General features: G+C 66.6%; 24 protein-coding genes. 13 read left to right on the top strand and 11 right to left on the bottom strand.

Annotation, left to right across the window (positions count from 1 at the left end; translation table 11 throughout):
* Positions 1-3 precede the first annotated feature (3 nt).
* Positions 4-1,209 carry a 4-hydroxyphenylpyruvate dioxygenase gene (hppD, locus tag AZG88_RS11545; protein ID WP_061697753.1) on the bottom strand — a complete coding sequence of 402 codons (1,206 nt, stop codon included), beginning with the start codon at positions 1,207-1,209 and terminating at the stop codon, positions 4-6.
* Positions 1,210-1,389: 180 nt separating this feature from the next.
* Between hppD and AZG88_RS11540 the strand changes: the two genes are divergently transcribed.
* From AZG88_RS11540 to AZG88_RS11525, 4 genes are all read left to right on the top strand, one after another.
* On the top strand, positions 1,390-1,917 hold the full coding sequence (locus AZG88_RS11540; RefSeq protein ID WP_005250094.1) for an Lrp/AsnC family transcriptional regulator: 528 nt from the start codon (positions 1,390-1,392) through the stop codon (positions 1,915-1,917).
* A gap of 209 nt (positions 1,918-2,126) precedes the next feature.
* Positions 2,127-3,353, top strand: coding sequence for a Glu/Leu/Phe/Val dehydrogenase dimerization domain-containing protein (locus AZG88_RS11535; RefSeq protein ID WP_005250093.1), 1,227 nt, complete (start codon positions 2,127-2,129; stop codon positions 3,351-3,353).
* Positions 3,354-3,369: 16 nt separating this feature from the next.
* Complete coding sequence (locus tag AZG88_RS11530) at positions 3,370-4,788, top strand: amino acid permease (protein WP_061044744.1); 1,419 nt, start codon at positions 3,370-3,372, stop codon at positions 4,786-4,788.
* Between the two features lie 132 nt (positions 4,789-4,920).
* Complete coding sequence (locus AZG88_RS11525) at positions 4,921-6,090, top strand: NADH:flavin oxidoreductase (RefSeq protein WP_061044743.1); 1,170 nt, start codon at positions 4,921-4,923, stop codon at positions 6,088-6,090.
* Positions 6,091-6,111: 21 nt separating this feature from the next.
* On the opposite strand, the gene AZG88_RS11520 is transcribed toward AZG88_RS11525, so the two are convergent.
* Complete coding sequence (locus AZG88_RS11520) at positions 6,112-7,653, bottom strand: SLC13 family permease (RefSeq protein WP_063819664.1); 1,542 nt, start codon at positions 7,651-7,653, stop codon at positions 6,112-6,114.
* Position 7,654: 1 nt separating this feature from the next.
* Entirely contained in the window at positions 7,655-9,055 is a 1,401-nt protein-coding gene (locus tag AZG88_RS11515) for a class-II fumarase/aspartase family protein (RefSeq protein ID WP_231913939.1), read from the bottom strand.
* Between the two features lie 181 nt (positions 9,056-9,236).
* On the opposite strand from AZG88_RS11515, the gene AZG88_RS11510 reads away from it, so the two are divergent.
* Positions 9,237-10,259: a LacI family DNA-binding transcriptional regulator gene (locus AZG88_RS11510; protein ID WP_025433492.1), complete on the top strand. Its 1,023-nt coding sequence runs from the start codon at positions 9,237-9,239 to the stop codon at positions 10,257-10,259.
* 10 nt (positions 10,260-10,269) lie between these two features.
* Here AZG88_RS11510 and AZG88_RS11505 read toward each other — a convergent pair whose 3' ends face one another.
* Together AZG88_RS11505 and AZG88_RS11500 are read right to left on the bottom strand one after the other, a co-directional pair.
* Positions 10,270-10,758, bottom strand: a complete 489-nt coding sequence (locus tag AZG88_RS11505) for an SRPBCC family protein (RefSeq protein WP_061044740.1) — start codon at positions 10,756-10,758, stop codon at positions 10,270-10,272.
* Positions 10,755-11,087: an ArsR/SmtB family transcription factor gene (locus AZG88_RS11500; RefSeq protein ID WP_061044750.1), complete on the bottom strand. Its 333-nt coding sequence runs from the start codon at positions 11,085-11,087 to the stop codon at positions 10,755-10,757. Before AZG88_RS11500 ends, AZG88_RS11505 begins: the two co-directional genes overlap by 4 nt.
* Before the next feature lie 100 nt (positions 11,088-11,187).
* Between AZG88_RS11500 and AZG88_RS11495 the strand changes: the two genes are divergently transcribed.
* The 7 genes from AZG88_RS11495 (at position 11,188) to AZG88_RS11465 (ending at position 19,713) form a co-directional block, all read left to right on the top strand.
* The gene (locus AZG88_RS11495; RefSeq protein ID WP_005250085.1) at positions 11,188-11,874 is read left to right on the top strand and encodes a TetR/AcrR family transcriptional regulator; all 687 of its coding nucleotides are present in this window, start codon (positions 11,188-11,190) and stop codon (positions 11,872-11,874) included.
* 217 nt (positions 11,875-12,091) lie between these two features.
* Positions 12,092-13,423 (top strand): MFS transporter, encoded by a 1,332-nt coding sequence (locus tag AZG88_RS11490; RefSeq protein ID WP_061044739.1) that lies wholly within the window; start codon positions 12,092-12,094, stop codon positions 13,421-13,423.
* A 46-nt stretch (positions 13,424-13,469) separates the two neighbouring features.
* The gene (locus AZG88_RS11485) at positions 13,470-14,561 is read left to right on the top strand and encodes a Gfo/Idh/MocA family protein (RefSeq protein WP_061044738.1); all 1,092 of its coding nucleotides are present in this window, start codon (positions 13,470-13,472) and stop codon (positions 14,559-14,561) included.
* Between the two features lie 41 nt (positions 14,562-14,602).
* Positions 14,603-15,070, top strand: a complete 468-nt coding sequence (gene aroQ / locus AZG88_RS11480) for a type II 3-dehydroquinate dehydratase (RefSeq protein ID WP_061044737.1) — start codon at positions 14,603-14,605, stop codon at positions 15,068-15,070.
* Entirely contained in the window at positions 15,067-15,876 is an 810-nt protein-coding gene (locus AZG88_RS11475; RefSeq protein WP_005250082.1) for a sugar phosphate isomerase/epimerase family protein, read from the top strand. Before aroQ ends, AZG88_RS11475 begins: the two co-directional genes overlap by 4 nt.
* Before the next feature lie 151 nt (positions 15,877-16,027).
* A complete protein-coding gene (locus AZG88_RS11470; RefSeq protein WP_061044736.1) occupies positions 16,028-17,302 on the top strand; it encodes a glycosyltransferase 87 family protein in 1,275 nt (424 codons plus the stop codon).
* A 101-nt stretch (positions 17,303-17,403) separates the two neighbouring features.
* A complete protein-coding gene (locus AZG88_RS11465) occupies positions 17,404-19,713 on the top strand; it encodes a serine/threonine-protein kinase (protein WP_005250080.1) in 2,310 nt (769 codons plus the stop codon).
* Positions 19,714-19,810: 97 nt separating this feature from the next.
* Here the strand turns inward: AZG88_RS11465 and AZG88_RS11460 are convergent, their stop codons facing one another.
* The gene (locus tag AZG88_RS11460) at positions 19,811-20,437 is read right to left on the bottom strand and encodes a TetR/AcrR family transcriptional regulator (protein WP_061044735.1); all 627 of its coding nucleotides are present in this window, start codon (positions 20,435-20,437) and stop codon (positions 19,811-19,813) included.
* 141 nt (positions 20,438-20,578) lie between these two features.
* On the opposite strand from AZG88_RS11460, the gene AZG88_RS11455 reads away from it, so the two are divergent.
* Positions 20,579-21,811 carry an oxygenase MpaB family protein gene (locus AZG88_RS11455; RefSeq protein WP_061044734.1) on the top strand — a complete coding sequence of 411 codons (1,233 nt, stop codon included), beginning with the start codon at positions 20,579-20,581 and terminating at the stop codon, positions 21,809-21,811.
* Here the strand turns inward: AZG88_RS11455 and AZG88_RS11450 are convergent.
* The 5 genes from AZG88_RS11450 to AZG88_RS11430 all read right to left on the bottom strand — a co-directional run.
* Positions 21,796-22,302: a mycothiol transferase gene (locus AZG88_RS11450; RefSeq protein WP_061044733.1), complete on the bottom strand. Its 507-nt coding sequence runs from the start codon at positions 22,300-22,302 to the stop codon at positions 21,796-21,798. The two genes, AZG88_RS11455 and AZG88_RS11450, sit on opposite strands and share 16 nt — an antisense overlap.
* Before the next feature lie 24 nt (positions 22,303-22,326).
* Positions 22,327-23,463: a Glu/Leu/Phe/Val dehydrogenase dimerization domain-containing protein gene (locus AZG88_RS11445; protein WP_061044732.1), complete on the bottom strand. Its 1,137-nt coding sequence runs from the start codon at positions 23,461-23,463 to the stop codon at positions 22,327-22,329.
* A gap of 98 nt (positions 23,464-23,561) precedes the next feature.
* Complete coding sequence (locus AZG88_RS11440) at positions 23,562-24,713, bottom strand: M20 family metallopeptidase (protein WP_061044731.1); 1,152 nt, start codon at positions 24,711-24,713, stop codon at positions 23,562-23,564.
* Complete coding sequence (locus tag AZG88_RS11435; RefSeq protein ID WP_061044730.1) at positions 24,710-26,143, bottom strand: aldehyde dehydrogenase family protein; 1,434 nt, start codon at positions 26,141-26,143, stop codon at positions 24,710-24,712. The genes AZG88_RS11440 and AZG88_RS11435 overlap by 4 nt, the downstream gene beginning before the upstream one ends.
* 33 nt (positions 26,144-26,176) lie before the next feature.
* On the bottom strand, positions 26,177-26,444 hold a 268-nt coding region (locus tag AZG88_RS11430; RefSeq protein WP_231913936.1), incomplete at its 5' end, for a GMC oxidoreductase.

Genomic DNA, 26,444 nt, shown 5'->3' with positions numbered 1-26,444 from the left:
CGCTCAGAAGTTTCCGCGGGCGGCTTGTTCGCGTTCGATGGCTTCGAAGAGGGCTTTGAAGTTGCCGATGCCGAAGCCGAGGGAGCCGTGGCGTTCGATGAGTTCGAAGAACACGGTGGGGCGGTCGACGAGGGGTTTGGTGAAGATCTGCAGCAGGTAGCCGTCTTCGTCGCGGTCGACGAGGATGCCGCGTTTCTGCAGTTCGGCGATCGGGGCGCGGACGTTGCCGATCCGGGCCCGCAGTTCGGGGTCCTCGTAGTAGGAGTCGGGGGTGGCCAGGAATTCGACGCCCTCGGCGGTGAGCTGGTCGACGGCGGTGAGGATGTCGTTGGTGGCCAGGGCCAGGTGCTGGGCGCCGGGACCGCGGTAGAAGTCGAGGTATTCGTCGATCTGCGACCGTTTCTTGGCGATGGCGGGTTCGTTGAGCGGGAACTTGACCCGGTGGTTGCCGTTGGAGACCACCTTGGACATCAGCGCGGAGTAGTCGGTGGCGATGTCCTCGCCGACGAACTCGGCCATGTTCGTGAACCCCATGACCCGGTTGTAGAAGTCGACCCAGTGGTCCATCTTGCCGAGTTCGACGTTGCCGACGACGTGGTCGAGGGCCTGGAACAGGCGTTTGGGGGCGCCGTCCCGTTTGGTGTGCGACGACGTGCGCTCGACGTAGCCGGGCAGGTAGGGGCCGGTGTAGTTGCTGCGGTCGACGAGGGTGTGGCGGGTGTCGCCGTAGGTGGCGATCGCGGCGAGGCGGACGGTGCCGTGCTCGTCGGTCACCTCGTGGGGTTCGTCGAGGACGGTGGCGCCCTGGGCGCGGGCGTGGGCGATGCACTTGTCGACGTCGGGGACGGCGAGGGCGATGTCGACGACGCCGTCGCCGTGGGTGCGGTGGTGCTCGGTCAGGGGGCTGTCCGGGTTCACGGCGCCTTTGATGACGAAGCGGACGGCGCCGGATTCGAGGACGAAGCTGTGGTGGTCGCGGTTGCCGGTGGTGGGTCCGGAGTAGGCGACGAGGGTCATCCCGAATGCGGACTGGAAGTAGTGGGCGGTCTGGGTGGCGTTGCCGACCACCCAGACGACGGCGTCCCAGCCGCTGACCGGGAACGGGTCGCGGGTGCCGTCGTATTCGACGAGCCCGACCAGCTGTTCGAGCTGGCCGAGGTCGAGACCTGCCAGGCGTTCCTTGTCGGTGAGAGTCTGCTCGATCGTCATCGCTGTCTTCCTGGTTCGAGGGACGGGGCGTGGCCTGTTGCCTGGGTCACTACGAAAACCCACACCGCCCACATAGGCAACCGAGCCAGCAGAAGCTAGCCACAGTGCCACCCTCGGCGACCCTCGGACCGATTTTCTTATACAGTCGGACTAGTTGAACCCGCCCGGAGAGGTCTGGCCATGAAGGACGCAGTGCAGTTGGACGAGCTCGACTTCGCCCTTCTCGACGCCATGCACGACGACCCGAAGGCCGGCGTGCTGGAGCTGTCGCGCCGGATCAAGGTCGCGCGGGCCACCGTCCAGGCGAGGGTGCGCAAACTCGAGGAGTCGGGCGTGATCGCCGGGTACGAGCCGCACCTCGACATCGCGGCCGCGGGGTTCGACGTGCAGGCGTTCGTCACGCTGGAGACGGCGCAGGGCGCACTCGACTCCGTGACGTCGGAACTGGAGTCGATTCCCGGCGTGCTCGAGGCCTTCGCGACCACCGGTTCGGGCGACATCCTGTGCCGCATCGCGGCGGGTTCCCACCTCGGGCTGCAGCAGACGCTGATCGATCTGAACAAGTCGAGCGTCGTCGCCCGGTCCACCAGCGTGATGGTGCTGTCGGTGATCGTCCCGTACCGGTCGATGCCTCTCCTGCGGACCCTCGACCGGCCGCGCTCGGCGAAGGCCCCGGCCTACCGCACAGCTTCCTCGGAACCGGATTAGCAACACGATCGCCGTCCCTGCTGCACAAACTGAATAGAATATTCTGGAACTTCTTTCTCGGTGGTGTTCATCGTGGCTATGTGCCGGCCGGCCGGTTGCGGCGCACGAGTGGTGCCCGACACAGTGATCGCCGTAACAGCGCGGGCAGCGGTCGGGAACACCGACCGGGTCGCCCCGAGCCCCCGGCAGCCGAGAAACCGAGAGAAGCCATGAAGAATCTGCTCACCCGATTCGAAGAGAAGGCCCCCGAGATCGTCTTCGAGTGGCACGACACGGAGACCTCCGCACGCGGATGGACGGTGATCAACTCGCTGCGTGGCGGCGCTGCCGGCGGCGGAACCCGGATGCGCCGCGGTCTCGATCGGCGCGAGGTGGAGTCACTCGCGAAGACCATGGAGGTCAAGTTCACCGTCTCGGGCCCGGCCATCGGCGGCGCGAAGTCGGGCATCGACTTCGACCCGACCGACCCGCGCAAGGACGAGGTGCTGCGGCGCTGGTTCAAGGCCGTCACCCCGCTCCTCAAGGCGTACTACGGCACCGGTGGCGACCTGAACGTCGACGAGATGGCCGAGGTCGTGCCGATCACCGAGAGCTACGGCCTGTGGCACCCGCAGGAGGGCGTCGTCAACGGGCACTTCGCGGCCAGCGATCGTGAGCGGGTGCAGCGGGTCGGACAGCTTCGACTGGGTGTCGCGAAGGTCGTCGAGGATGCGCGGTTCACTCCCGATCCGCAGGCGAAGTACACGGTGTCCGACCTGATCACCGGCTGGGGTGTCGCCGAATCGGTGCGGCACTACTACCGGGTCTACGGCGGCGAACTGGCCGGCAAGCGCGTGATCATGCAGGGCTGGGGCAACGTCGGCGCCGCCGCCGCGTACTACCTGGCGCAGGCCGGGGCCCGGATCGTCGGAATCCTCGACCGCAACGGTGGGCTGTCGAACACCGACGGCTACGACTTCGAGCAGATCCGCGCGCTGTTCCTGGCCAAGGAGGGCAACGAACTCCGCGCAGCAGGCATGGTGCCGTTCGAGGAGATCAACGAAGCGATCTGGAGTTCGGGCGCCGAGATCTTCCTCCCCTGCGCCGCATCACGTCTCGTGACACGTGACCAGGTGGACCGGTTGATCGCCGGTGGCCTCGAGGTGGTGGCGAGCGGCGCCAACGTGCCGTTCGCGGACGACGAGATCTTCTACGGCCCCACCTACGAGTACGCCGACAAGAGCGTCGCCGTCGTCCCCGACTTCATCGCCAACTGCGGCATGGCCCGGGCGTTCGCGCTGCTGATGGAAGGCGACATCGAGGTGTCGGACGAGGCGATCTTCGGGGACGTCTCCGCCACCGTCGCGACGGCGCTCGAGCGTTGCTTCGCGCGTTCGTCGCAGCCGACCGGAATCGCCGGTACCGCGTTCGAGATCGCACTCGATCAGCTCGTCTGACGGCACGGGAGCCCCCATGAACACCGTTCACGACCCACCGAAATCCACTGGCCTGCAGCAGGCGATGAAACCGCGGCAGCTGGTGATGATGAGCCTGGGCGGCGCGATCGGCGCCGGACTGTTCGTCGGCTCCGGTGCGGGCATCGCCGTCGCCGGGCCCGCCGTGCTCGTCTCCTTCCTCATCGCCGGATTCCTCGTCGTCCTCGTGATGCGGATGATGGGCGAGATGGTGGCCGCCGACCCCGACAGCGGCGCGTTCTCCGTCCACGCCGAGAACGCGATGGGCCCGGTCGCCGGCCGGACGATCGGCTGGCTCTACTGGGTGCAGGTCGTCATCGTGGTGGCCGCGGAGGCGACCGCGGCGGCGGCGATCACCGCCGCCTCCATACCCGCAGTGCCCCAATGGGTGGCCGCCCTGGCGTACATGAGTGTGCTGACCGCCGTGAACCTGGCGGGCGTCTCCCGTTTCGGCGAGTTCGAATTCTGGTTCGCCGCACTGAAGATCGTGGCGATCGTCGCGTTCCTCGCGGTCGGTTCCGCGATGATCCTCGGCTGGATTCCGAGCTTCGACCCGCCGGGCCTGTCGAACCTCACCGGCCACGGCGGGTTCGCCCCCAACGGTGTCACCGGCATCGCGGCCGGCCTGCTGATCGTGGTCTTCGCGTTCGGCGGCACCGAGGTGATGGCCATCGCGGCCGCCGAGACGTCGGAACCGCGGCGCAACGTGAGCCGCGCGGTGCGGTCCATCGTCTGGCGGATCCTGGTGTTCTACGTCGGTTCCGTCCTCATCATGGTGACGGTGCTGCCGTGGACCGCCGACGAACTCGCGACGGGACCGTTCGTCGCGGTCCTGAACGCCGCGCACGTGCCCGGTGCCGGCGCCGTCATGACCGTCGTCGTGGTCATCGCACTGCTGTCGTCGCTGAACGCCATGCTGTTCAGTGGCTCCCGGATGATCTACTCGCTGTCCGAGCGGGGGGCGGCGGCGAAGGTGTTCGGCCGGGTGTCGGGCAACGGCGTTCCCCGCGTGGCGGTGCTGGCGTCGGTGACGTTCGGGTTCGTCACCGTCGTTCTCAACTACCTGGCCCCGGATCGTGTTCTCCCGCTCCTGCTCAACGCGGTCGGCTCGACGATCCTGGTGCTGTGGACGTTCGTCACCGTCTCGCAGATCGTGTTGCGGCGGCGCGCCGAGAAGTCGGGCCGAACGGATCTTCCGCTGAAGATGTGGGGCTTCCCGTATCTGTCGTATGTCGCTCTCGCGCTGCTGGCCGCGGTCGCGGTGCTGGCGTTGTTCGACGACGCCGCACGCAACCAGCTGTTCGCGACGCTCACGTTCACGTGTGCGATCACACTGGCCTGCTGGGTGCTCGGACGCAGGCAACAGAGCGCGGCCGCCGACACCACACCGGAGAAGACGCCCGAGACCGTCGGCTGAGACGACACCGCGGTCTCGCGGATGTCGAGGGGTCATCCGTGGGGCCGCGGCGGTCTCCCGCTCAGCGGACACGTTCCGGTCACCGAACCCTCCCGCCGCCTACCGTCGAACGCACGCGACGAAGGGCCGGGAATGACCACACATCCAGACGTTTTCGCCCCGGCCACGCTGGGCCCCATCACGTTACGCAATCGGGTCATCAAGTCGGCCACATTCGAGGGCCGCACTCCCGACGCGCTGGTCACCGACGAACTGATCGAGTTCCACCGCCGGCCCGCGGCGGGCGGGGTCGGGATGTCGACGGTGGCCTACTGCGCCGTGGCACCGGAGGGTCGCACCGAACGCGGGCAGTTGTGGATGCGCCCGGACGCCGTGCCCGGGCTGCGCAGGCTCACCGACGCCATCCACGCCGAGGGTGCGGCCGCATCCGCCCAACTCGGGCACGCCGGACCCGTCGCGAACGAGAAGTCCACCGGACTGCCGGCGCTCGCACCCTCTAGGTCGTTCAACCCGCTCAGCATGCGGATGATCCGCAGCGCCACCACCGCAGACATCACTCGGATCACCGCCGCCCACGGAACCGCGGCGCGGCTCGCCGTCGAGTCCGGATTCGACGCCGTCGAGATCCACTTCGGCCACAACTACTTCGCCAGCGCGTTTCTCAGCCCGAAGCTGAACCGTCGCACCGATTCCTACGGCGGATCACTCGAGAACCGGGCCCGGGTGGTGCGGGACGTCGCCCGGACCGTGCGCGACGCCGTCGGCGGCCGGGTCGCGATCCTCGCCAAGCTGAACATGGACGACGGCGTCCCCGGTGGGTTCTGGCTCGACGAGGCCATCCAGGTGGCCGGACTGCTGGAGCACGACGGCAGCGTCGACGCCCTCGAACTCACCATGGGCAGTTCACTTCTCAATCCGATGTACCTGTTCAAGGGTGACGCGCCGGTGCGGGAGTTCGCGGCCGCCATGCCGCAGCCGGTCCGCCTCGGTGTCCAGTTGGCCGGGAAGTCGATGATCCACGCCTACCCGTACCGCGACCTGTTCATGCTCGAGCACGCACGCCAGATCCGCGCGGCGGTGACGTTGCCGCTCGTCCTGCTCGGCGGAGTCACCGACCGGGCGGGCATGGACACAGCCATGGCCGAGGGCTTCGAATTCGTCGCCATGGCCCGGGCACTGCTGCGCGAACCCGACCTGGTGAACCGCATCCGGTCCGAGCCCCACACCCAGTCGTTGTGCATCCACTGCAACAAGTGCATGCCCACCATCTTCAGCGGAGCACGCTGCGTGCTCGTCGAGTGATTCGCTGCACGACCGGTTGAATCACGCGTGGAGCGCGATGAGGGACCCGATGCCGACGACGGCACCGAAGATCAGGGGGATGCAGATGATGTCGATGAAGATGCCGGTGCCGATCATCTTGATCATCGGCACGTACCCCGATCCGTAGACGATGGCGTTCGGTGGTGTCGAGACCGGAAGCATGGCTCCGGCGTTTGCACCGAACACGCCGGCCATTGCCGGGATGATCGGGTCGACACCGATGGCGAGGGCGATCGGGATGATGATCGGGACGACGATACCGACGCTGGCCGTGTTGCTGGTGGTTTCGGAGATGACCAGCCCCATGACGATGGCGATCAAGGCGAGAACCCAGGAACTCTGGACACCCGTTGCCCGGGCGATGGTAGTGCCGAGGGTTTCGGCGAGCCCGGTGGCGTTCATCATGGTGCCGATGGTCAGGCCTGCGCCGACGAGGAGGACAGTGCCCCAGTCGATCTTGGCGGCCTCGGTCCACGTGAGGGTGGATTCACCGCTCCCGTTTCCGCGGGGCAGGAAGAACAGCAGGCCGGCGGTGAGGACGACGACGGATCCCTCGTTGAGGTGGTCGGTGAAGGCGGTGACGATCGGGCTGGTGATGCCGAAAGTGGTGACCAGAGACGGCAACACCCACAGGACGACCGTGACGAGGAAGATCACCAGAACGTTGCGTTCGCCGCGGTTCATGGGGCCGAGATCGGCGTAGTGGGCGCGGAAGTAGTCCTGTCCGCCGCGGATGTGCTTCACCTCAGGCCGGTTGACGAGGATCAGCGCGACCCACATGACGGCACCCATCACGAGGAGGTACGGGGCCGACATGGAGATCCAGTCGAACAGTTCGACCTTGTAGCCGGTCATTCGCTCGATCGTGCCGCGGCCGATGACGTTGGCGATGCCGGTGATCGGGGTGAGGACCGACCCGATGCTCGCCCCGTAGGCGATGGACAGCATGAGCAGGCAGGAGAATTTGGTGCGGTTGGTCTTGATGCCCGGGTTCTGCTCCTGAATGAGATCACCGATCGTCTTGACCACGCCGATGCCGATGGGAAGCAGCATCGCCGCGGTGGCGGAGGACGACACGAACATCGAGAGGATGCAGGCGACGACGCCGAATGCCGCCGCGGTGCGGTACGTGCTGTTGCCGATCCCCGGGAACGAGAGCACCTTGAGGGCGAACCGTCGGTCCAGGCCGTGCACGGTCATGGCGCGAGCCAGGATGAAGGCGCCGATCACCAGGAACACGGTCGCGGACCCGAAGGACCCGTACACCTCCTGGGGTGTGCCGACGCCGAGGACGACGAGTAGGGCGATGCCGATCAGCGCGGTCACCGGGATCGGGACGGGTTCCGTGATCCACAGTAGGACCACGACGGTGAGGACCGCGAGCATGGCCTGCTGGGGGTTCGGCATGTCGATCGGCAGGACGAGGATGCCGATGAGCAGGGGCAGCGCGGCGATCAGGCCGAAACGCCCGCGGATGTAGTCGAAGCGTTCCTCTCCTGCGAGTTTCGGTGGCTGCTCCGTCACCGTGGTCACTGTGCTCATGTCAGGTCCTTGCAAGCTGAGGAATGGAGGGTAGGTCTTCGTCGACGACGGCGTGGTCGTGCCATCCGCGGACAGCACTCGCGGCGATGTCCTTCGCCTCGCCGAGGTAGTCGTCGGCGGTGACCAGTTGCGCGGGCAGCAGATCGGCGACACCGGCCTCCGCCGCGACCTCGCGCAGGGTGTCGGCGAGAATACGATGCGTGGTCCGGGCGCGGGTTGCGGCGGTGTAGAGCAGGTCGTGGGCGCGTTCGCGGCCCATGGTTTCGGCGAGCTGGATCATCTGTGCCTCGGCCATGACCAATCCGCCGTCCAGGTCGAGGTTCGCGCGCATCCTGTCCGCGTCGACCCGCATGCCCTTGACGATGACGAGCGCTTCGGACAGCGCGCTACCGGCGAGGACCCCGAGCTGCGGGATCACCTGCCACTCGATCTGCCACTCGCCGGCGCTGCGTTCGTGGCCTGCTTCCTGGATGCGGCTCAGCGACGACAACAGCGCACCGGCGGTCTGGGACAGTCCGATGATGGCCTCGGAGGAGATCGGGTTGACCTTCTGCGGCATCGTCGACGACGCACCGCGGTGGCTGTTGTAGGGCTCGAAGACCTCGCCGATCTCCGTGCGGGAGAGGTCGACGATGTTGCGGGCGAGCTTGGCGCACGTCGCCGCGACAGTGGCGCAGAGCCAGCCGTATTCGGCGATACCGTCACGGTCGACGTGCCAGGGAATGTCGGTGTCGTGCAGGCCGAGCAGATCGGCGACGCGGGTCCGGACGTCCGCAGACTTCGCCCCGAGCGCTGCGGACGTGCCGCCCGCCCCGAACAGGGAGATCACGGCGATGCGCGGCACCGCCTGCTGGAGACGCTCGCGGTGGCGGGTGACCTGACCCAGCAGCGTCGCGAGCGTGGCGCCGAACGTGGTCGGCACCGCCTGCTGGGCGTGGGTCCGGCCGGGCATCACGGTGCCGGCGTGGGCTTCCACCTGGACCGCGAGCGCATCGCCGAGTTCGCCGAGCTGCCAGTCGAGCGCGGCCAGCGATCGTGTGAGCTGCAGGGCGAGCCCGGTATCCATGATGTCCTGTGTGGTCGCGCCGTAGTGGACGCGACCGTTCGGTCCCTCCGGCAGCGCCCCGGAGATCTGCCGCACAAGCCCGAGAATCGGGTAGCCGACGTTCTTCGACGTCTCCCACAGGGAATCGCGGTCGATGTTGTCGATCCGAGCCGCTGCCGCGATCGCCGCAGCGTCGTCCGCCGTGATGACCGCGTGCTCACCCTGCGCGATGGCGAGGGCCCGCTCGGTGGCCAACCAGCTCTCGATGCAGCTGTCGGCGGAAAAGATGTCTAGTTGCGCCTCGTCCCCTGCCAGGTGTGTGAGGAGGGAGAACGGGTTTCTTGACTGAATGGACACGAAGGGCCTTTCGCCTGACGTAGTGGATCACCCACATCCGCGACTGTGACTCACGCCATGTGGAATCGGTTCCACATCACTGTGGCGCAAGCCACTCGTTCTGTCAAGAAAGGTCGTTTTCCCGACGTTCGCCGTCGCCCTCGACCGCTTTACCTGCGGTTACGTTGGGTATGGTGGCTTTGTGCCCAAACTTCAGGACGTCGCCGCGCTGGCCAAGGTGGGGGTGGGTACCGCCTCACGCGCGATGAGCGGGCGCGGCTACGTGGACCCCGACACCCGCAAGAGGATCCTCGAGGCGGCCGATGCGTTGGGCTACCGGCCGAACAAGGTCGCCCAGGCACTGCGCGAGAACAGGACGCGCGTCGTCGGGTTGCTGCTACCCGACATCTCGAACGAGTTCTACACCGACAGCGCCGCCGTGCTGCAATCGGTTCTGTTCGAGGCCGGATTCCAACTCGTGGTCAGCGCCAGCGGCAACGATCCCGAATCCGAGGAACGCGGACTGCGCTCACTGCTCGATCACCGCGTCGACGGAATCATCCACGTCCCCGTCGACGCTCGACGCACACTGCCGACCGGCGTGCCGATCGTGCAACTCAACCGCCACTCGGTCCCGCTACAGACCGACGCAGTCGTCAGCGACGACGAATACGGCATCGAAGCGATCACCGAACTGGCCCTCCAGTCCGGCCACACCGATCTCGCACTCGTCATCGGCGGGGCCGACCACAGCACGACCGCCGACCGCATGCGCGGGTTTCGTAACGCCGTCGACCGCGCGGGAATACCTGAGGTGCCCAACGGAACTGCCGGTCACCGCTTCCGCATCCTCGAGGGCAACTTCACCTCGGAATGGGGACGGAACGCGGTGCACGCGATCGCCGACGACCTGCCGGGCGTCGTCATCGCCGCCAGTAGCCGAATCGCGCTGGGCGTTCTGCACGCCTGCTCCGACCTCGGCCTGTCGGTGCCCGGCGACCTGTCCGTCGCGGCACACGGCAATCCCGAATGGTACGAGGTGTTTCCACCCGGAATCACGTCCTACGCCCCTCCCCTGGCCGAGATGGGACAGGAGGCGGCGGTGAAGATTCTCGCCAAGATCGAGTCCGAAGCCGGGGACGGCGTGCCGACCATGACGAGGATGAGAGGGGAAGTCCACCAACGTCATTCGATCGGTGGCAGCATCCCCGCCCCCTCCGCCTGACGGGTTTCGATCACCAGCTCGTCTGCGCCAGAACCGCATCCAGCGCCGCGTAGCTCTCGTTCATGCCACTTTCCATGCCGGACTGCAACATGCCGTCGCGCTCCTCGGGGGTGTGGAACTGGCTGACGACGGACAGCTTGGTGCGTCCGTCACCGAGGTCGGTGTAGGTGTTGTTCTCGACGATGACGTGGCCGGGCATGCCGTCCCACTCGAACGTGTACACCAGGCGCTCTTCCGGGGTGATCTCCCGGAATCTGCCCTCGAAGCCGTGGGTTTCGCCGTCCGAATGCTCGACGAAGCGCCAGTGTCCGCCGCGCTCGAATTCCCAGCGTTCGAGGTCGAGTTCGTTTCCGCGGCCCCACCACTGGGCGAGCAGTTCCGGTCTCGTGAATGCGGCCCACACGCGGTCGCGGGGAGCGTTGAAGATGCGTTCGACGTGAATCTCCCGGTCCGTCGGCGTCGAGACGGTCGCGGTCGTGGGAGTCTGCGAAGTGCTCATGACGTGCCTTCCGTTCGCTCGAGGAATTCGTCCAGACGGTCCAGGCGCCCTTCGAGCGACAGCTGGTAGTCGCGGATCCAGGCCACCTCACGCTCGAGGGAATTGGTCCCCAACATGCAGTACCGCACCCGGCCACGTTTCTCGGTCACGACCATCCTCGCCTCTTCGAGCAGTCGCACGTGCTTCTTGATGCCGGTGAGCGTCATCTCGAAGAGTTCGGCCAGGTCACTGATCGAGCAGGCGCCCTCGCCGAGCCGACGGAGGATCCCACGTCGCGTGGGGTCTGCCAGTGCGGCGAACGTAGCGTCGAGAACCGAATACTGAACCATCGAGTTCAGTGTTGCACCGACCCTGCACGCCGTCAAGGCCTGACCCCGGGGATCCACGAGCCGCGAACGCGCTCGGATAAGCTTGGGCCGTGGTCCACCGATGACAGCGTCGCCCGACGAACACGAAGAGGCGATCAGCGATCGCCCGCACACCCGCGTCTCGCCCGCGAGAACGCGCCGCAATCCGGCACTCGTTCAGGCCGACATCCTGGAAGTCGCGACCGCAGAGTTCGCCGAGAAGGGCCTGTCCGGCGCCAGCGTCAACGAGATCGCCGAGAAGACCCAGACCACCAAACGCATGATCTACTACTACTTCGGCGGCAAGGAAGGCCTGTACACCGCCGTACTCGAGCGCAACTACAAGCTCATGCGGGAACTCGAACACGAGGTGGACCTCGAGCACGCCGAACCCGTCGACGCACTGAGGTTGATCGCGCAGTTGACGTTCGACCACCACGACACGCATCGCGCCTACGTCCGCCTCGTCAGCGGAGAAAACATGATGAAAGGCAAGTACATTCGGCAGTCCGACGAGGTAGCCGGACTCGGAATGCCCGTGCTGGCGGTCCTCGAGGATGTGCTGCGCCGCGGCCAGGCCGCCGGCGTGTTCCGTCAGGACATCGAGGCGATCGACGTCCACATGCTCATCAACAGCGTGTCGCTGTTCCGCATCTCCAACCAGTACACGTTCGACGCGCTGTTCCAGCGCGACCTCGCCGCGGACGACCTGCGGGCGCATCTGCGCACCGTCATCGGTGACGTCGCGGTCCGGTACGTCTGCATCTGACCTCGCTCACGCGAGCCCCGTCACCCACCTCCCACGCCTGGTGGGGGAGCTTTGTCATGCTCTTTGTACCTACTGGACACTTTTTGGTCCGTGAGGTACAAAGTTATTGCGCCTGTCACATTCCGTGCGCTACATTCAGGATCTGCGCAGGACGAACTTCCGTTCGCCATACGAACGCCAGTGGAGCGGTGCCATGCACGCACAGAGGAGAAACCGAATGACGACGACTATCGATGCCACGGGCACCGGTCCTCGGACAGACCTTCGCAAGGTCAAACGAGCTGCCACCGCCGCGTTTCTCGGCAGTATGCTCGAGTACTACGAGTTCTACATCTACGCGTCCGCGGCGGCCCTGGTCTTCGGCAAGGTGTTCTTCCCCTCGTCGAGTGCGGCGACCGGAACCCTGTTGTCGCTGGCAACTTTCGGTGTCGCGTACATCGCCCGGCCCATCGGAGCGGTCCTGCTGGGACATCTCGGAGACCGCGTCGGACGTAAGAAGATCATGCTGTTCACCCTCGGATTGATGGGCACGGCAACGTTCCTCATCGGATGTCTGCCCGAGTACAAGCACATCGGAATCTGGGCGCCGATCCTCCTCGTCTGCCTCCGTGTCTGTCAGGGCATCTCGGCGGCCGGCGAACAGTCCGGAGCCAATTCGCTGACCCTCGAGCACTCACCGGAACACCGCCGGGCCTTCTTCACCAGCTGGACCCTCACCGGCACGCAGGCCGGCTTCATCCTCGCCACGCTGGTATTCCTTTCGGTCGCCACCCTGCCGGAAGACCAGCTTCTCAGTTGGGGATGGCGCATCCCGTTCCTCGCCAGCGCCGTCGTCGTCTTCGCCGCATATATCGCGCGGCGCAAGCTGGAGGAGCCGGAGGTCTTCACGGAGAACCGGGAGAACGGCGAACTCGAACGCTTCCCCGTCGCGACGCTTCTGCGCACCCACTCGACCGACGTACTGCGGGTGATCCTGTGTGCGTTCCAGTCGGTCGGCGGCACGATCTTCGCCGTCTTCGGACTCGCGTTCGCAACCAGCTCCGAGGTCGGTATCAGCCGTCCGACCATGCTCTGGGCGGCCGTCGTCGCCAACGTCGTCGCGTTGGTCATGCAACCCTCGCTGGCCGTCCTCGCCGATCGCATCGGCCGCAAGCCGGTGTTCATCAGCGGCGTCGTCGGTCTCGCGGTGTCAATCTTCTTCTACTTCTGGGCGATCTCCACCGCCAACGTGGCGCTCATCTATGTCGGCGCGATCGTCTTCACCGGAATCTGTTACAGCGCACCGAATGCCATCTTCCCCTCATTCTATGCGGAGATGTTCAACACGAAGGTCCGGTTCTCCGGCATGGCACTCGGAACCCAGATCGGTTTCGCCTTCGCCGGTTTCGCGCCCACCATCGCGTGGACCATCGTCGGGGACAGCCGCACGAACTGGATCCCCGTCGCCGTCCTGGTGGCCGCGGCGTGCCTGATCTCGGCAGCGGCGGCGTCCACCGCTCGAGAGACGTACACGACGCCGCTCGTGCAGCTCGGCAAGCCCGTCGCATAACACCTCACCCCACCCCTGTAGACGTTCTCCAACAGAAGGAACAACCATGACCACCGCACGCCTGAAAGTCGGAATCGTCGGTTGCGGCAAGATCGCGATCAATCACGCCAAGGCCTTGCACGCCATGCCCGAGGTCGAACTGGTCGCCTGCAGTGACACCAGCAAGGAGAGGGCCGACTCCTTCGCTGCCGCACACGGAATCGCCCACGCGTACGACGACCTCGAGGCCCTGCTCGGCAGCGGGCTGGACGCCGTCACCATCTGCACACCGCACCCGACCCACGAAGCGATCGTCATCGCAGCCGCCGAACACGGCCTGCACGTTCTGTGCGAGAAGCCGATCGCCATCACCCTCGACGAGGCCGACCGCATGGTCGAGGCGACAGCGGCCGCAGGGGTCAAGTTCGGTGTGCTGTTCCAGCGCCGGTTCTGGCCCGCCGCTCAGCGCATCCGCACTGCCATCGATGCCGGTGACCTCGGCGGTGCACCCATCGTCGCCACCTGCACCGTTCGGCTCGGCCGCGACCTCGAGTACTACACGTCCGATCCGTGGCGTGGCCGCTGGGACACCGACGGTGGTGGCGTCCTCATGACTCAGGCCATCCACTACATCGACATGCTGCAGTGGTTCATGGGCGACGCCGTCGAGGTGACCGGTCACGTGGACACCCTGGTCCACGGCGACTACATCGAGGTCGAGGACACCGTCGCGGCCACCGTGAAGTTCTCGTCCGGCGGACTCGCCACCATCACCGCCGGCACGACTTTCGCACCCGGTCTCGGTACTCAGATCGTGGTCGGTGGACGCAATGGACACACGGTGAGCCTGACGGAGTTCCCGGAGGGCACACCTGCGGTCAACGACATCTGGACCGTCGCCGGCGAGGAGGAGTACCGGCAGATGCACTCGACGGCCATCGAATCGGACCCGCCGCTCTCGAAGATCCACGTCGGTCTGGTGCCGTTCCATCAGATGCAGATCGAAGACTTCGTCCACGCGATCGTCGAGGACCGCGCACCGGCGGTCTCCGGACGCGACGCTCGTCGCGCGCTCGAGATCGTCCTCGCCATCTACGAATCCTCCCGTACCGGGCAACCCGTCACCCTCACCTCGGGCGCTCTCGCCGGCTTGCAATGATTGCGCCGCAACTCTTTTCACAGGAACACGAGGAACGCGCGATGATTGCACCCATCGTCCTGGTCCTCAACGGACCGAACCTCGACATGCTCGGTACGAGGCAACCCGAATACTACGGTCACCAGACCCTCGACGACGTCCGCGCATTGTGCGAGCGGGTCGCCGCGTCCCTTGATGTCGAGCTGGACTTCTTCCAATCGAATCACGAAGGCGCGGTGCTCGAACGCATCCACCGGGCACGCGGGTCCGCGGACGCCATCGTGATCAATGCCGGCGGGTGGACCCACACTTCCGTGGCCCTGCGCGACGCCCTGGTCGTCCCGGAGATCCCGATTGTCGAAGTCCACATCAGCAACATCCATGCGCGCGAGGAGTTCCGCCACCAATCCTTCATCTCGCCGATCGCACAAGCCGTGATCGCCGGTGCCGGAATCACCGGATACAAGTTCGCGATCGAACATCTCGCCGCCGTGCTCGTCCCGTCGGAAGGGAACGCGGCCCGGTCATGACCGACAGACCACTGTTGTCACTCTCGCCCCTCACCGCCGTCGACACCTCACCACCCGATCTGGTGACGGCGGCCGCCGGCGCCGGCTTCGACTACGTGGGGATCCGGGCGAAAGCCGCAGCGACAGACACCCAATGGCCCATGCTCGACGACGGTCCCATGGTGCGGGAAACTCGCCGCCGTGCCGACGACCTCGGCATCGACATCCTGGACGTCGAAGTACTACGGATCACCGGAACGGACGATACAGAGGTCGCACTGCGGATCCTCGACGTGGCGTCGGTGCTGCGTGCGAAATACGTACTGGTGAACGGGAACGATCCGGAGCCCACCCGACAAGCCGACACCTTCGCACGCCTGTGCCGTGAAGCCGAGCAACGAGGTGTCGCCCTCGCCCTGGAGTTCATGGCGTTCAGTCGGATACCGACCCTCGGCGACGCCACGGCCGTGCTGACCCACGCTGCCAGTCCCGCCGCGGCGCTGGTCGTGGACGCATTGCACCTGGCCCGTACCGGCAGCTCTGCCGAAGAGGTCCGGACACTTCCCGACCACTGGCTCTCGTACGTTCAGCTGTGCGACGCCCCGAAGGAGGCCCCACCCGACCACGCGGGTCTGATCACCGAAGCGCGCACCGACCGACTCCTTCCCGGCTCGGGTGCGCTCCCGTTGCACGAATTGATCGACGCATTTCCTGCCGGCGCCGTCTATTCCGTCGAGGCCCCGGTCCTCGCTCACACCGGGTGGGCAGTCGACGTCCGAGCCGAGCACGCCTACCAAGCCCTTCGTGACACGGTTCATGCCATGTGAGCCCGGGCCGACGGGCGGCACCCCACGGCATCTCGGTGCCGGTACGGATCGGTAACGAATCCGGACACCCGCCTGTCGCAGCGGTGGACGTCTCGCGAGCGCCGTTAGCGTCTGACCCGTCGGCAAATTTCCGCGGCCGGAGGGGGCGGGAATGGGATCACGCGTTTTTCCTCGCAGCCTGGCGCTCGTGGTGGCGCTCGCCGTGTGCGCGACGATCGCGGTGGTGCTGGTGCTCGGCACCGTCGACCCGTGGACGCCGAAGATCGGGCTCTTCGCCGGCGGTGCCGATCTGCATGTCTACCGGGACGGCGGCTGGCGCGTTCTGCACGGCCTGCCGCTCTACAGCGGTCCCGTCGCGCTCGGTTTGCTCTACACGTACACGCCGTTTTCCGCGATCGCATTCGTGCCGCTCGAACGGATACCCGGCGCGTACGTCGACAACCTGTGGATGGTCGTCAACCTGGGCGGGCTGGCAGGGTGCATTCTCTTGTGCTGGCGCATCCTCGGGTACCGGCTCACCCCGTGCCTGTTGGTGGTCACGGCTCTGACGACGGTGACGTGCGCATTCGTCGAACCAGTGCGGACGACGCTGTTCTACGGCCAGATCAATCTGGTACTGATGCTGTGGGTGCTGTGGGATTTCTCCCGGCCGGAGCGCAGCCTCCTGCGCGGGGTGGGGATCGGGCTGGGCGCCGCGATCAAACTGACCCCCGCCTTCTTCGTCGTCCTGCTCCTCGCGCTGCGGCAGTGGCGGGCCGCCGCGGTCGCGACATCCGTCTTCGCGGGCACGGTGGCGCTGGCGTGGGTGGTCGTTCCGCGCGACTCGCGCCGGTACTGGACCAGCACGTTCTTCGACTCGACACGTATCGCCGACGACGCGCATCCGTCCAATCAATCGCTGCGCGGAACACTCACACGGCTCACGGACGGGCAGGCGCCGCCATGGTTGTGGCTGATCCTCGCGGGCGCCGTCGCCGTCGCTGCCCTCGTCGTGTCGGTGCGCCTGTACGAACGAGGCGAGCGACTGCTGTCGGTGGTGCTCGGTGGGCTCACCGCAGCGGTGGTGTCGCCGTATTCGTGGAGCCACCACTGGGTGTGGCTGGTGCCACTGCTGGTGTACGTGATGCACCGCGCGGTCTCGGGGAGCGGACGCTGGTGGTTCGCGTGCGCCGCATTGTTCGCGTCGACGGCGGCGTGGCCGTACTGGTGGAGTCCGAACGTCATCGTCGTCGGACTGTTCCTGTACCCACCGTCGTGGCCGGTCGCGTTCCTACTGCAGAACGTCTACGTGCTCGTGTACGTCCCGGTCCTCGCTTCGGCGATCCGGATGGTCACCCGGCCCGCCCAGAGTCGGCCGACCCTGACATCGGTCGTGACGGACCTGCCGGCACCGGAACCGTCGGAAGTGCCGTTGCGGAGCGCGTGACGGTCTGCTGTTCCGTACCCTTCACGAACCGTCAGGAATACCCTGGCAAGTGCACACCCCATGCACCTCCCGGAATCTGCACCGCCCGGAATCGGACCGCCATGAACGATCGCCCGCCGAGTGATTCGACGGTCGCGTCTGGGCCGCCCACCGAACTGGGTCAGGACACCCAGCTGCCGCCGTCGACGACGTCCGGCGCCGAATCGGTGTTCGTCGTGGAAAGCGGCGTCGAGCGCCTGGTCGCGGATTGGGAGTCGTCCGGTTCGCCGGCCGAGCTCACCGAGTATCTTCCCGACACGGCCGCGATCAGGCGGGCCGCGTTGATCGAGCTGATCAAGGTGGACCTCGAGTACCGGTGGCTGCGGTCGGGCCACCCGAAGCGCATCGCCGACTACTGCCTCGAATTCCCGGAGCTGCTCGCCGAACCACTGCCACCGGAACTCGTCTATCTGGAGTACCGGGTCCGCCGTCAGAGCGGCGCCGACGTCGATCCCGCCGAGTACGTCACCGAATACCCGCAGCAGGCCGCCCGGTTCGAGACCCTCCTCGAACACGACCGCCGCATGGACCGGCGGACCATCACTGCGGAACTCGGCCCGGGCGACGACCTCGACGTCGGTGAGCGCCTCGACGATTTCGATCTGATGATGGAACTGGGTCACGGCGCGTTCGCGCGGGTGTTCCTCGCCCGGCAGCGTTCGATGCAGCGTTGGGTGGCGTTGAAGATCTCCCGGAACATCGGCAACGAGCCGCAGACTCTCGCGCAGCTCGACCACCCGTACATCGTCCGCGTCTACGACCAGCGGGTGCTGGAGGACCGCCGGCTGCGGGTGCTGTTCATGGAATACGTGCCCGGCGGCACGCTCCTCGACGTGGTGCGGCTGGTCCGCAAGACCCCGCCCGAGCAGCGATCCGGTCAGCTGCTGCTCGATACGGTCGACCGGATCCTCGAGGAGAGAGGCGAGATCCGGCCCGAGTATTCGAGCGTGCGGGACGAGATCGCCGCGCTGTCGTGGCCGGAGACGGTCGCGTGGATCGGGCTGCGGCTCGCCGACGCACTCGACTACGCCCGGGCGCACGGCGTCCTGCACCGCGACATCAAACCGGCGAACGTGCTGCTGGGACTCGAAGGCATCCCCAAGCTGGCCGATTTCAACGTCAGTTCGAGCGACAGCGTCGAAAATCGCGGCGCCGGAGATTTCATCGGCGGCTCCGTCGCCTACATGTCGCCCGAACAGCTCGAGGTCATCGACCCGAGCACCCACCGGACCGCTTCCGACCTCGACACCCGCAGCGACATCTTCGCGTTGGGCGTCATGCTGTGGGAACTGCTGACCGGGGCTCGGCCGTTCCCGGACGACGACGGGACCACGTCACCGCCGTCGCCTCGGGTACTTCTCGAGTCGCGACGGCGGGGAGTGGACCCGGAACGGTCCGCGCTCCCCGAGGACTGCCCCGCAGCGCTGCGGCGCATCCTGGTGAAATCGCTCGCACCCGATCGGGACGACCGGTGGTCGACCGGCCGGAAGCTGACGCGCCAGTTCGCGCTGTGCCTCGACCCGCACGCCCGCGATCTCGTCGACCCGGCACCGGGAAGCGTGCGGTCCAGGATGTGGCGGTGGGCGCTGCCCATCGTGATCGCGGCCGTCGGCATCCCGAACCTGCTGGCAGCCGGATACAACTACTACTACAATAAGGTCCTGATCATCGCCACGCTGCCCGCCGAGGCGCAGCAGGACCTCGAATTCGTTCACCTGGTGATCGGCGGTATCGCGTTTCCGCTGGGCGCGGTTCTCATCGTCTACTGGTGTCGTCTCTCGCTCACGGTGCCGCGCGGTCTCCGCAACGGCCGAACCTACAGTTCCGAGGTGCTGGCGAAGGCGCGCGCCACGACGCTCGGACTCGGCCACCGCGCCGTCGTGGTCAGCTTCGGCCTGTGGGTCGTCGCCGGTGTCGCCTACCCGATCGCCCTGGAGATCACCGCCGGCGGGATCCCGTTGCGCGCATACACGCAGCTCCTCGCGTCCCTCGCCGTGTGCGGGGCGGTCGCCCTCGCCTACCCCTTCTTCATCCTCACGTTCTACGCGGTGCGGTGCCTCTGCCCGATCCTGCTGTCGCACGGCGAGTTGCGCGGAAGCGACGGACGCAACATCCGGGCCCTCGGCCGGGGCATGCCGCGGTACCTCGCCGTCGCTGCGGCCGTCCCGTTGATCGGGGTCGCCGGGCTCAGCTTCGTCGGCGGAAGCACCGGCGACGCCGTGAACGCGACCGTTCGCGCGCTGTGTCTGGGCGGCATCTTCGCCTTCATCGCCGTGTACCAGTTGTTCCGGCGGATCGAGAGCGATCTGCGCGCGCTCGAGAGGGTCGTGTGGCTGGAGGTGCCGGGATCGCCGACCAGGCGACGGCGGTAGGAGCGGCTTGCGCAAAAAGAAGGCCCTTGGCGCTGCCGGGTCGGGGTCCGACAGCGCCATGGGCTCACTGGGTATTTCTCTCGAAGCCCCCTCCGCGTTACACCCCGCGTGTCGCGCGCCCGGCGAGACCGCCCATCGTCATGTCGTAGAGGACGGTGGCCAGCTCGTTTCGCCGGTCGCGGAGGTCGCGGCGGAGGTATTCGAGGCTCACCTCGCGGTAGCTGACGGTGAGCACCAGCAGCAGCGCTTCGAGGTCGACACCCGGACCGATCGCGGACGGATTCAACGTTACATACGTACGTAACAGGTCGCGGCACCGTTCCTCGATCCGGACCGAACGGTGCGCGGTGAGGGCCAGGTGCGGCGCGTCGTTGAGCAGCGAACCGAGGATGTCGCGATACCTGTCCAGGACGGCGAGGAGTTGCGACTGCAAGGCCGCGTCCTTCAGGAACGTGCCCTTCGCGACGGCGTGCTCGAGCTGCGTCCCGAACGTGGCGGTGGTTTCCTCCATGATCTTGTCGATCAGGACCTCGATGATCTCGTCCTTGTTCGCGAAGTACTGGTACACCGATCCCTTCGAGATGCCGGCGGCCTCCGCGATGGCGTTCGTGCTGCAGCCGGTGTACCCTTTGGCCCGCAAAACCTGACCAGTTGCCGACAAGATGCGCGCGACCGTCTCCTGCGACCGCTGCTGGGAGGGGTCTTTACGCTGGCCAGTGCCCATTCGCGCAGCCCTCCCGATCTGCCGCACAATGCGACTTGTACCCGTCCGATTAGGTGGGGTGAACTGTAACTCACAGCCCCGCGAGCAAGGGCTGAGGCACAAAGACGCCCCCTTCTCGACTACCGAATCGAGTGCATCGGAATGACAGAAACCCAGTCCCGGGAGTCGGCACCCGACTTCTCCGACTTCACGCCGCCGCGGCGGTTCGACATGGACTCGGAGTGGGGTCGCCGTTCGATGCGGACGCTGTCGCGGTTCGTGCACGGCGACCCGACGCCCACCCCGGCGGAGCGGGAACTCCACGCCCGGGCGGTGGTCGGTCAGGACGAGATCGGTGCCGCACTCGCGCGGGCCGTCCTCGTCGACAAGACCGTGACGATGGCCGAGTTCTCCCGGGCACTCTCCGACGGCATCGGCAGCGTGCCCGACGCCGCGCCGCCGCTGGTCGCCTTCTTCGACGCAGTGGACCGTCGGCCGTCGTGGGTCGACGACCGGCGCCTCGAACATGGGGCCGCCGTCTGTCTCCGTAGCGGAATGACCGGACTCGACCTGCTCGCGACCGGCTCCCTCATGAACGGCTACCGCAGCGCCGCCACCTCCCGCCAACTCGTGGCCACCGGCAGGCTCGTCGGGGACGGCGCCGGTCAGCGCGTGGCCGAGACCGTGCGATGGTGGTACGAGTGCGTCCTGCCCGGCGGCATGGACCGCGACCGCCGGGGCTGGCAGTTGTCCGTCCACGTCCGGTTGATGCACGCGTTCGTCAATCTGACCCTGCTGCAGGACGAGAGCTGGGACGTGTCCGACTGGGGCATGCCGATCAATCAGTCGGATCAGGCCGGGACGCTCGCCCTCTTCTCGACGACGTTCCTCGTCGGACTCCGGTCGCTGGGGGTGTGGGTCTCCGCCGACGAGGGCCGCGACGTCATGCATCTGTGGCGGTACATCGGCTGGCTGATGGGCATCGACGAGCACTGGCTGGTCGACGACGAGAACACCGGGCGCCGCAACATGTGCCAGATCGGGATGTTCGCTCCCGGCCCCGACGAAAACTCGCGGGTGCTGGCCGACTCACTGCAGAAGTCGTGGGCCACGTTCCACTACCCGCACGCAGAGTCCCTGCGACGCCGGCTCAACCGCCAGCGTCTGCTCAGCATCCAGCGGATGTTCTCCGGCAAGCGCGGCATGCAGGAACTCGGATTGCCGGTCGTGCCCGCCTGGTTCGTTCCGCTGGCACTGGCGGGGAACGGGACGCTGCACGGTGCGGCTCGTGTGAGTCCCGCCGTCCGCGAACGCGTCGGCCGACGCTCCCAGCGGCGAGTGGAGGCGTGGCTCGCCGCCAACGAGACGTCGTCGGGGGTTCAGCGGCGCTCGTAGATGCCGCGGACGTACGCCGCCTGCCCGGCATGCTGAAGATCGTCGGAGACGACGCTGATCAACCGGACACCGAGAGTGACTGGCGGATCCCAATTCTCGTCGACAATCCGGTCGAGGTCGTCCGACCCGATCGACTGGACGTAGTCGACGGTGCGGTCGTGCACGGCATCGTGATACTCCCGCAGGAGGTCGGCGCCGGTCCGCACCTTCGCCACCTCGTCCGCGGAATGCCCGTAACCGATGTCGGCAACCGGGAAAGGGAGGTCGAGGCGCTCCACCCACCCGCCGGACGTCCACACCTGCGCGGTGCCCGCGACACCGGCGACGTGGTCGTCCTGCACTCGCGTCAGGTGCCAGATCAGCCAGGCGATGGTGTTCGCCTTCGCGTCCACGCGAAACGTGAGGGCGTCGGCGGGGAGATCGGCCAGCGTGGAATGCACGGTCTCCTGAATGCGATCGAAGGCGTCGGTCAACAGCGCGCTATGGTCCACGATCTTCCTTTCGTCGTGTTCACATCACGTTCCACTATGACGCCCCTCGGGCCCACACAGCACCGGCATCTCCGAACCTTCCCGAAATGGGTTCGCTCTACGCGGATCGGAGTCGGCTGTCTCGATCCGGCGGCGAGCCAGGATTCTCGCGGCACGATCCGTGTCGATGTCCTCGCTCTCGGCGAGAGAGTAGACCTCGGCAAGTGTGTCTCCGATGCGCCGGGTGCGTGCTCCGACCGTCTCCTCGCTCCAGCCGAGGACCTCTCGGCCGACCAAGTGAAATGCGCCGCCGGCGTTGGCGACGAAGTCGGGCGCGTACAGGACATCGCGCTTGTGGAGGATCTCCCCCGCCTCGTCGTCGGCAAGGACGTTGTTCGCGGCGCCGACCACTGCGGACGCGGGCAGTTCACGGGCGACCGCGCTGTCGAGTACTCCGCCCATCGCGCAGGGCGCGAAGATGTCACAGGGCGTGGTCAGGACGTCATCGGTCCCGACTACGGCGTGACCGAGTTGCCGAGCCCAGGCCAACCGCTCGGGGTCGGTATCCGAGACGAGGAGGCGCGCCCCGGCCTGCGACGCGAGGACGGCCAGTCCGCCGCCGACGGCGCCGAGGCCCTGAACAAGCACGGTGAGACCGTCGAGCATCCCGAGTCCTCGGTGCATGGCAGTCGCCTTCATTGCCTCGAAGACGCCCAGCGACGTGTTGGATGCACTGGAACCGGCTCCGCCACGCGCGGCGGAGCGGCCGAAGACGAACTCGGTTGTGTCGTTGAGAACATCCATGTCCGAGGAGTTGGTGTTGACGTCGGGGCCTGTCCAGTAGTTGCCCGCGAGTGTGTCGATGTTCTCGGCGTGCAGGGTCAGGATTCGTTTCCATGTGGCCTGGTCGATCTCATTGCGCGGAGCCGGGAGAGCAATGACCGACTTGCCACCGCCCATCGGGAGGTTGCTGACGGCCATTTTCAGAGTCATTGCACCCGCGAGCCTGCCGGCATCGTCGAGCGCCTCACCCAGGGATGCGTACTGTGCCGCGCGGGTCCCACCGGCGGCAGGTCCGAGTCGGGTCGAGTCCAAGCGGATGATGAAGGACACTCCGGTTTCCCGGTCGTGCCGCGTCACTGTCAGCTCGCCGTCCCAGCACAATGTCTTGTCGAGTCTCATAGTGTCCTGCCTTTCGAAAATGGTGCCCGCCTGAAGTGCACAGTCGCGAGACCGGCCGTCTGGACAAACGTTCTCCGATCACCACTGGCTTCACTCATTCAGTGCGGATTCGCCAGATGCTGCTCCGCGAAATCCACTGCAGTCCATGCCATTGCGATAGCACCCTCGGTAACAGCCCTGTCGGCTGCCGGGCCGATGCAGGCGTCGGCGAATTCAGGTTGGTGGTTGACCGCGGGATGACAGTCCAGGCCGAGCATGGGGTGAATGGTGGGCACGACGTGAGAGACGTTGCCCATGTCGGTCGCTGCACCCACCATTCCGTCCGGTAAATCAGGAAAGCTGCGACCGAGGGTTTCTGCGTTGGCGCGGTAGTGAGCAAGCAGGGCGGCGTCCGGACGCAAGTCCGCGTAGTCGGGTCCGCTGGGCGTGATCGACATGGCGCATCCGGTGGCCAGCGCCCCAGCCTCGAAGCAGGCTTTCACGCGCGTAGTGAGCGTGGCGAGTGCCTCCGCGGTATCGGAGCGGACGATCCAGCGTCCGGACGCGCTGTCGGGGATCACGTTGACGGCGGTGCCGGCATCGGTGACGATGCCCTGAATTCGGTCGGTTCCGCGAGTTTGTTGTCGCAGTTGGCCTATCGCCACCTGCGCGATGAGCATCGCGTCTGCAGCGTTGACTCCGAGTTCGGGATAGGCCCCGGCGTGGGCGGGCTTGCCTTTGTACGCTACTTCGAACTGGGAAACAGCCGTTCCGGGCATCGCCGCCATCTCGGCGGCGGCGGGGTGGACCATCATGGCCGCGTGGAGTCCGTCGAAGGCACCGCGTTCGAGCATGAGGATCTTCCCGCCGCCGCCCTCTTCGGCAGGGGTGCCGAGGAGGGTGACGGTCAACCCCAGGTCGTCGGCGAGGGGGGCCAGGCCGAGGGCGGCACCGACGGCGGCTGCAGCGATGATGTTGTGACCGCACGCGTGCCCGATCTCGGGGAGGGCGTCGTACTCGGCGCAGATTCCGACGTGCACCGGACCCGATCCGATCGTGGCGCGCACCGCCGTCGGTAGGCCGTAGCATCCGTGCTGCACCTCGAATCCCCCGCTGCGGAGTTCGTCGGCGACCCACTCACTGGCTCGGTATTCTTCGAATCCCAATTCAGGGTTCGCATGGATACGGTGAGAAAACTCCAGGAGCGTTCGTTCGTGCCGTCGAATCCTCTCCTCGACAGCAGCTTTCGCTCCGACGGCACCCGATGTCATGAGAGCGTGGACACAGTTGCCGGAGCGGTGTGAATCGTTGCGGGACGGGTCGCGGCGTCATACGCAGCACGGGCGCCGGTCGCGCCCATACCACTGTCGCCCGCGGGCTCATAGAGCCTCTCCGGGCCACCGCCCTGCCACTGATTGATCCAGGTCACCCCGGCAGGGATGCCGGCGGCCGCGGCGGCATGGTCGGGGTTGTGCGTGTAGACGGTGGCCCCGAGCGCGAAGCGTGACGAACTCGCGCGCTCGAGCCCCTCCTCGAACGAGGAGACGACCACGATCGGGGCGATCGGGCCGAACGTTTCCTCGGTCATCACCAGCATGGAGTCGTCGACGTCGGTGAGCACGGTGGCCGGGTAGAAGAACCCCGTCCGCTTCGGGATCACGCCGCCGACGTGGACGCGAGCGCCACGCTCGACGGCATCGGTTACGTGCCGATGGACGATATCGCGCTGGCGTGCATCGACCAACGGCCCCAGCACGGTCTCGGCGTCGTGGCCGTCACCGAGAGCATAGGTGGATGCGGCGTCGACCAGGGCGTCGACGAACTCCCGGGCGATGTCCTGGTGGACATAAATGCGTTCCATGGACGTGCAGATCTGCCCGGTGTTGACGAACGCACCGAAGGCGATCGCGGCGGCGGTTGCGACCGGATCGACCCCGGAGTCGACGACGACTGGGTCCTTGCCGCCGAGTTCGAGGATCGACCGGCACAACCGCCCACCGGTTCCAGCGCCGATCCGGCGGCCGGCCTCGACGGAACCCGTGAAGTGCACCAGCCGGATCTGCTCGTGCTCGACCAGCGGTGCCCCCGCCCGGGCATCACCGAGGACGAGGTTGACCACGCCTGGAGGCAACGTCGACAACTCGAACAGCCGGGCGGTGGAGAGTGGCGAGCGTTCGGATGGCTTGACGACGACGGTGTTGCCGGAGGCGAGCAGCGGCCCGAGAGCACCCAGCACCATCGGCACGGGGAAGTTCCACGGGGTGATGACGGCGGTCGCGCCGAGCGGGTGACGCAGGATCGTCGTTCCGCCGCCGTCCGCGCCGGGGAGGGTTTCGACGAAGGGATAGGTCAGGGCCTCTTCGACCGCGGTCCGAAACCCTTGGACACCACCGTCGATGAAGGATCTGCCGAGGGCGACCGGCTTCCCCATTTCCTGACATTCGAGTTCCGCGAGTTCCTCGGCGTGTTCGGCGATCGCCGCGGCCCACCGGGTCAGGTGTTCCACGCGTTCGGCGACCGGAAGCTCCGCCCACCCAGGCTGCGCCTCCACTGCCGCATCGACGGCGCGGTCGACATCGTCAGGAGATCCTCCGGGGTAGCGTGCGATGACGTCTTCGGTGGCGGGGTTCACCAGATCATGCAGCGTCGAACTCTGGGAGTCCTCCCATTTTCCACCGATCAAGTTCTGTAAGGTCTTCATACGAAAAGTGTTGCCTTCCCTGTGATGTGGAGTTCAGCGGATACGATCGGCCATGAGCTCGCCGACCATGATCGCCGTCAAATTGGTGTTGGCCCGCGGGACGGACGGGAATATCGACGCGTCCACCACCCGCAGCCCGTCCGCTCCGAGGACCCGACACGACGGGTCGACCACGGTGTCCGCGCTCCCGGTTGCACCCATCCGGCACGTACTGGTGGCGTGCTGAACATCGCTCACGGTTGCGAGCAAGTAGTCGTCGAGCTCGCTGTCACTCTCGAGCACCGAGAACAGGGCCCTGTTC

The sequence above is a fragment of the Rhodococcus sp. LB1 genome, assembly GCF_001583455.1.
Taxonomy (GTDB): Bacteria; Actinomycetota; Actinomycetes; order Mycobacteriales; family Mycobacteriaceae; genus Rhodococcus_F; species Rhodococcus_F opacus.
This window is presented reverse-complemented; position numbering and strand designations above follow the sequence as displayed.

What these genes read in the sequence shown, in the direction of transcription:
- hppD (WP_061697753.1), bottom strand. Translation starts at nt 1,209, where the DNA reads ATGACGATCGAGCAGACTCTCACCGACAAGGAACGCCTGGCAGGTCTC.
- AZG88_RS11540 (WP_005250094.1), top strand. Translation starts at nt 1,390, where the DNA reads ATGAAGGACGCAGTGCAGTTGGACGAGCTCGACTTCGCCCTTCTCGAC.
- AZG88_RS11535 (WP_005250093.1), top strand. Translation starts at nt 2,127, where the DNA reads ATGAAGAATCTGCTCACCCGATTCGAAGAGAAGGCCCCCGAGATCGTC.
- AZG88_RS11530 (WP_061044744.1), top strand. Translation starts at nt 3,370, where the DNA reads ATGAACACCGTTCACGACCCACCGAAATCCACTGGCCTGCAGCAGGCG.
- AZG88_RS11525 (WP_061044743.1), top strand. Translation starts at nt 4,921, where the DNA reads ATGACCACACATCCAGACGTTTTCGCCCCGGCCACGCTGGGCCCCATC.
- AZG88_RS11520 (WP_063819664.1), bottom strand. Translation starts at nt 7,653, where the DNA reads ATGAGCACAGTGACCACGGTGACGGAGCAGCCACCGAAACTCGCAGGA.
- AZG88_RS11505 (WP_061044740.1), bottom strand. Translation starts at nt 10,758, where the DNA reads ATGAGCACTTCGCAGACTCCCACGACCGCGACCGTCTCGACGCCGACG.
- AZG88_RS11500 (WP_061044750.1), bottom strand. Translation starts at nt 11,087, where the DNA reads ATGGTTCAGTATTCGGTTCTCGACGCTACGTTCGCCGCACTGGCAGAC.
- AZG88_RS11495 (WP_005250085.1), top strand. Translation starts at nt 11,188, where the DNA reads ATGACAGCGTCGCCCGACGAACACGAAGAGGCGATCAGCGATCGCCCG.
- AZG88_RS11490 (WP_061044739.1), top strand. Translation starts at nt 12,092, where the DNA reads ATGACGACGACTATCGATGCCACGGGCACCGGTCCTCGGACAGACCTT.
- AZG88_RS11485 (WP_061044738.1), top strand. Translation starts at nt 13,470, where the DNA reads ATGACCACCGCACGCCTGAAAGTCGGAATCGTCGGTTGCGGCAAGATC.
- aroQ (WP_061044737.1), top strand. Translation starts at nt 14,603, where the DNA reads ATGATTGCACCCATCGTCCTGGTCCTCAACGGACCGAACCTCGACATG.
- AZG88_RS11475 (WP_005250082.1), top strand. Translation starts at nt 15,067, where the DNA reads ATGACCGACAGACCACTGTTGTCACTCTCGCCCCTCACCGCCGTCGAC.
- AZG88_RS11470 (WP_061044736.1), top strand. Translation starts at nt 16,028, where the DNA reads ATGGGATCACGCGTTTTTCCTCGCAGCCTGGCGCTCGTGGTGGCGCTC.
- AZG88_RS11465 (WP_005250080.1), top strand. Translation starts at nt 17,404, where the DNA reads ATGAACGATCGCCCGCCGAGTGATTCGACGGTCGCGTCTGGGCCGCCC.
- AZG88_RS11460 (WP_061044735.1), bottom strand. Translation starts at nt 20,437, where the DNA reads ATGGGCACTGGCCAGCGTAAAGACCCCTCCCAGCAGCGGTCGCAGGAG.
- AZG88_RS11455 (WP_061044734.1), top strand. Translation starts at nt 20,579, where the DNA reads ATGACAGAAACCCAGTCCCGGGAGTCGGCACCCGACTTCTCCGACTTC.
- AZG88_RS11445 (WP_061044732.1), bottom strand. Translation starts at nt 23,463, where the DNA reads ATGAGACTCGACAAGACATTGTGCTGGGACGGCGAGCTGACAGTGACG.
- AZG88_RS11440 (WP_061044731.1), bottom strand. Translation starts at nt 24,713, where the DNA reads ATGACATCGGGTGCCGTCGGAGCGAAAGCTGCTGTCGAGGAGAGGATT.
- AZG88_RS11435 (WP_061044730.1), bottom strand. Translation starts at nt 26,143, where the DNA reads ATGAAGACCTTACAGAACTTGATCGGTGGAAAATGGGAGGACTCCCAG.